At 62.1% G+C, this 4656-nt stretch carries 5 protein-coding genes and 1 pseudogene; all 6 read right to left on the reverse strand.

The annotated features are described in order from the left end of the window. Window positions 1–185 (reverse strand): creatininase family protein (locus VL752_RS01955; protein WP_325352051.1); only part of this gene is annotated, 185 nt, incomplete at its 3' end. After that, complete coding sequence (locus VL752_RS01960; RefSeq protein ID WP_325352052.1) at window positions 182–1177, reverse strand: aldo/keto reductase; 996 nt, start codon at window positions 1175–1177, stop codon at window positions 182–184. The genes VL752_RS01955 and VL752_RS01960, both read right to left, overlap by 4 nt. Before the next feature lie 10 nt (window positions 1178–1187). Further along, window positions 1188–2249 (reverse strand): fatty acid desaturase family protein, encoded by a 1062-nt coding sequence (locus VL752_RS01965; RefSeq protein WP_325352053.1) that lies wholly within the window; start codon window positions 2247–2249, stop codon window positions 1188–1190. A gap of 72 nt (window positions 2250–2321) precedes the next feature. Continuing rightward, complete coding sequence (locus VL752_RS01970; RefSeq protein ID WP_325352054.1) at window positions 2322–3227, reverse strand: sugar phosphate isomerase/epimerase family protein; 906 nt, start codon at window positions 3225–3227, stop codon at window positions 2322–2324. A 29-nt stretch (window positions 3228–3256) separates the two neighbouring features. Then, window positions 3257–4354 (reverse strand): Gfo/Idh/MocA family protein, encoded by a 1098-nt coding sequence (locus VL752_RS01975; protein WP_325352055.1) that lies wholly within the window; start codon window positions 4352–4354, stop codon window positions 3257–3259. 2 nt (window positions 4355–4356) lie between these two features. Further along, window positions 4357–4656 (reverse strand): annotated as a pseudogene (locus tag VL752_RS01980) (hypothetical protein); the annotation flags it as partial.

Here is a 4656-nt window from a genome sequence, read left to right on the forward strand (position 1 = left end):
CCGAAGCGGCGGGCTGATTCAGCGGCGAGATACTCGGCCTTGATGGTGTCGAGCCCGAAGGGCGCGACATGGCCGTGCGGCTCACACAGGCCCATGGGCAAATAGACGACGGGCAGCGCATCGCGCCGCGCGATGAACTCCGCCGGCTTCAGTTCCGCCCAGGTCACACGCTCGCCCGCGGTCATGGGAGTCTGCCGAAATGCTTGACGTTATTGAAGTTCTTGATGAAGCGGTGGCGTGTCATCAGCAGCTGAAAGACTTCATCCCTGAGCCGCGGCTCATCCATCGCCGCGCTATTTGCCTCAGCGAAGTCGGGCACGTGCATGGAGGTGATGGCGGTGGTGACGTGCGGATCATGCAAGGCGAATTTGATGGCGAGGGCCGCGAGGGAGGAAGCGTTGGCAGGAACGAAGCGACGCAGCGCATCCACCTTGTCGATATAGGCGCCGCGTGGAACGGTCGCGTCAAAATAGTCGCGCCTGAAGTCGCCTTCCGGGAATTCCGCATCGGCGGTCAGAAAGCCGGTCAGGCCGCCCTCGTCAAGGATGCAGCGGGCGATGACCGCAACCCGATTGTGAGCGCAGACGGGGACGAGCACTTCGAGCGCCGTCGGATCGAAGATGTTGATGATGGTCTGCACAGAATCGATGAGCCCGCTCATGACGATGGGCAGAACCATGTCCGATCGATGATCGGGCACCGAAATGCCGATCTGGCCGATCTTGCCTTGGTCCTTGAGCTGCTGCAGCTCCTCCATCCAGGTGCCGCTGATGCCCCAATTGGCCCAATAGGTATGGAGTTGCAGCAGGTCGATCCGCTCCAGCCGCATTTCTCGCAGGCTGGCCTCGCAGGAGGCGATGACCTGTCCCTTGGGAAAGGCATGCTCCACGGGCACCGGCGTGCCCCATTGCGTGATTCCGGCCAGACCTTCGACCTTGGTGGCGACGAAGGGGCTAGGCCCGTCCCATTGCCGCAGCGCCTCTCCAACAATGCGCTCAGAGGCGCCATAGGCCCGCGCGGTATCGATGAAGTTGACACCACGCTCCAACGCCAGCAGCAGGGCGCGGATATGCTCGGCCTCCGACTGTTCGCCGAACCAGCCGGCAAAGCCCATGGCGCCGAAGCCGAGCCGGCTCACTTGACGGCCGCTGACGGCAAAGTCCGAGTATTGCATCATGGCGACTGTCTCAGGCCGCGTCGGACAGCGCCGGCGCGGCACCTTGGGGCAGCACGCGCCGGGCGAAATAGCCGGCATCCTGCCGCTGCCGCCACAGCGTGGGAATGATCTCGCGGTAAGCTTCGATGAGCCCCGCATAGGGGCGGGGACAATCGGCCTTGACGGCCTCATGAAGGGCCGGCAGCGCATGATAGGGCACCATCGGAAACATGTGGTGCTCAACGTGATAGTTCATGTTCCAGTAGAGGAAGCGAAAAACGGGGTTCATGTAAATGGTGCGGCTGTTGAGCCGATGGTCGAGCACGTCTTCCTGCAGACCGGCATGCTGGGTCGTGCCGAATACGACAAGAAGCCAAGCCCCGTAGAAGGTCGGCAGGCCGATCAGCATGGCGGGCAGGATGGAGCGCAGGGCGACACATGCAATGACAACCGCCAGCAGAATGGCAAGATAGATACGCGCCGCGACGAAGACTTTGCCCTGCTCCATCTTCGGAATATAGGTCGCTTCCGCCGGTGTCAGCCGGCCGCGCGCATGCAGCATGATCTGCGTCAGCGAGGCCGGGCCACTTTTCAGTGAAAAGAGGTTGAGGAGGACATTCATCACGCGGGCTGGCCGGGGCACGGCAATTTCCGGGTCGCGACCGACGATGATGGTATCCGTGTGGTGGCGCGCATGGCTCCAACGCCAGACGGTCGGTTCGCGCAGCAGCATGAAGCTTGCGATGACATAGACGACATTGTTCATCCAACGAGTTTTGAAGGCGGTGCCGTGGCCGCATTCATGCCAGCGGGAGTCGGAGGAGGAGCCATAGAGCACGCCATAGGCGATGACGAAGGGGAGCACCCACCAGCTTCCCCAAAACGCAATCGTCCCCGCGGCCGTGCCGAGGAGCAGGGCGAACCACAGCAGCGTATCGCGGATGGCCGGACCGTCACTGCGTTTCATGAGCGCCTTCAGGGTCTGGCGCGGCAGGGGCGTCGCATACCAGGAGGCCGCGCTCAGACCTTTCTCGACGGCGAGGCGGGCATCCTCGCCGGTCAGGCTGTAATCTCGCATGAGGGTCGCGTTCATGGTGCGGTCTCGCATGTCAGGGAGCCGGATGGCGCGCGAAGAATCGGCCGGCGGGCCATCCCGGTTGCGGTTTCAGACGCCGAGCGCGCGCAGCTTGCCGTCCAGAAACTTCTTGGCGCGCGGCACATCACTCTCATCGAGATGCTCGATAATGATCGGGATGTTTGGATGCTTTTCGGCCAGCCGCTTCAAGTAGTAGTCGTAGTTCAAGGTTCCAAGACCGGGCGCAGGCAGTTCGATGGAGCCGACGCCGCGGAAAGAATGGGCTTCCGAGGCATCGATGTCGGCATGCTTTTCGCTCGCTTCTTCCGCGCGCTTCACATCTTTCGCATGGGCAATCTTCACGCGGTCGGCCAGCGTGTCAAAGATCTGCTTGAGGACAGCATCCATTTTGTCGATGTTGTGATCTTCGAAATAGTTGGTCGGGTCCATCAACAGGCCGAGACCGGGATGGTCGACCTCGGCAAAGATACGCACCGTCTCTTCAACCGATCCGATGACGTTGTTGACATAGGTTTCGAGCAGGAAGACCGCACCGTGATCATAGGCGATCTGCGCAAGTTCGGAGATGACGCGGCGGCAGTCCTCAAAGCCTTCCTCGGTCTTGTTCTTGGGATGGCTCACCCAATCCGATTCGGGATTGAAAGTGCCTGTTTCGGAAATGACATAGGGCGTGCCGAAATGGCGGGCGTTGCGGATGATCGCTTTGAGATAGTCGACCCGCGTCTTGCGCTCCGCCGGATCGGGATGGACGATATTGGTGTATCCGGAGATGGCGCAGATTGGCAGGTTGTAATCGCGGAAGGTTTCGCGCACGCGCTTGGCCTTGTCGAGCGTGATGGAACCGGGCGTCGAAAAGTCGATATCCTTGAAGGCGAGGTCTAGCTGCACCGTGTTGAAGCCGATCGCCTTGATCTTGCGCGCCTGCTCCTCCAGCGCATACGGAAAATAGCCACTAAAAATGCCCGTTTGCAGCATGTCCTGTCTCCCTGGGTGCTTTTGTGTTGTCAGTAGCCGAATTCGGAAAGGTGAACGGCGCGGCCTTCGGCTGCCGAGCGATAGGCCGCTTCAACGACGGCCATGGTACGCAGGTTGTCCGCGCCGTTGAGGACCGGAACCGTGTTCGTCGCCATAGCAAACTGCAATTGCTCCATCACCCCGGCGAAGGCGTGCGGGAACCACCGCGTCTCCCAGGTGGGTTGCACCCATTGGCCGTCGGAGGCGGTCAGCGACGAATAGCGCAGTGTCGAGGGTGAACCCTCGGGATAGTCCGGCCAGCCAATGGTGCCCTGAGCGAGACCCTCGGTACCCTCCACGCGCCAGCGAATGTAGATGTCGCCGGCAAACCCGGCGGCGCGCGGTCCGCTCCAGACGTCTTCCAGCGAGAGCGCGAGCACGCCCGAGCGAAAGCTGAGGGTGGAGACGCAGATTCCGTCGGTATGCGCGAACTGCGTGCGCGGATCGGGGCGCACGGTGGTGGAGATGCTTTCGACGTCCCCGAAGAGATAGCGCAGCACGTCGAAATGGTGGATCGACATATTGAGCAGAGTGAGCCGCCCGTAGCTTTGCAGAAAGGGCTGCCAATGCGGGATGGCGCGCATGTCGATGCTCGCCATCACTGGCGTGCCGAGAGCATTCTGTTCAAGCACTTGCTTCAGTGTTCGCATCGACTGGTCAAAACGCATGTTCTGATTGACGGAAAGCAGCTTTCCGGACTCCCGGCATTCCCGCTCCAGCGCCTCCGCAGTCGCGAGATCAAGAGCCAAGGGCTTTTGCGCCAGGATGGCGCGGATATCGGGCTGTGCAATAGCCGCGCGGATGAGGGCCGGCTGCCGGTCCGGCGGATAGGCGATGTCGAGAATCTCGAAGCCGCCCGCCTCAATCATTGCTTCCGGCGTGTCATGCACGGTTGCGATGTTCCAGCGGCGCGCCACCTGTTCTGCCTTGTCCCGGGTGCGGGAGGCGATGGCGACGACCGGAAAGCCGGCGGCATTGTAGGCCGCGAGATGGATGTCCGCCATGATGAAGCCGGCGCCGACGCAGCCGATGCGGAACTCGCGGCAGCGGATCGGGGCATCGGGCGTCAGAGTGAGGGTCTGGGCCATGCTTAGCCTCCTGAAGACGGATCGGGAGCGGACGCGGTCGTGGGCAGGGGGGCGGCCCGGCGCAGGCGGCCGAACAGTGGGCCTAACAGCCTGCCTTTCAGGACGCGATCCAGGCCGAGGAAGGCAAGGAGCGTGGCGCCGAAGATGATCTGTCTTCCAGCCTCTCCGATGGTCAGCGCCGTCAGCAGGCTGACAAGCACAGTCATCATGATCGCGCCGCAGATAACGCCAAAATAGGGTGCGCGGCCGCCGACCAGCGAAGCGCCCCCGATGGTGGCGACCACGATGCTGGTGAGAATATA

It is taken from the genome of Acidisoma sp. (genome assembly GCF_035492295.1).
In the GTDB taxonomy this organism is placed as follows: domain Bacteria; phylum Pseudomonadota; class Alphaproteobacteria; order Acetobacterales; family Acetobacteraceae; genus Acidisoma.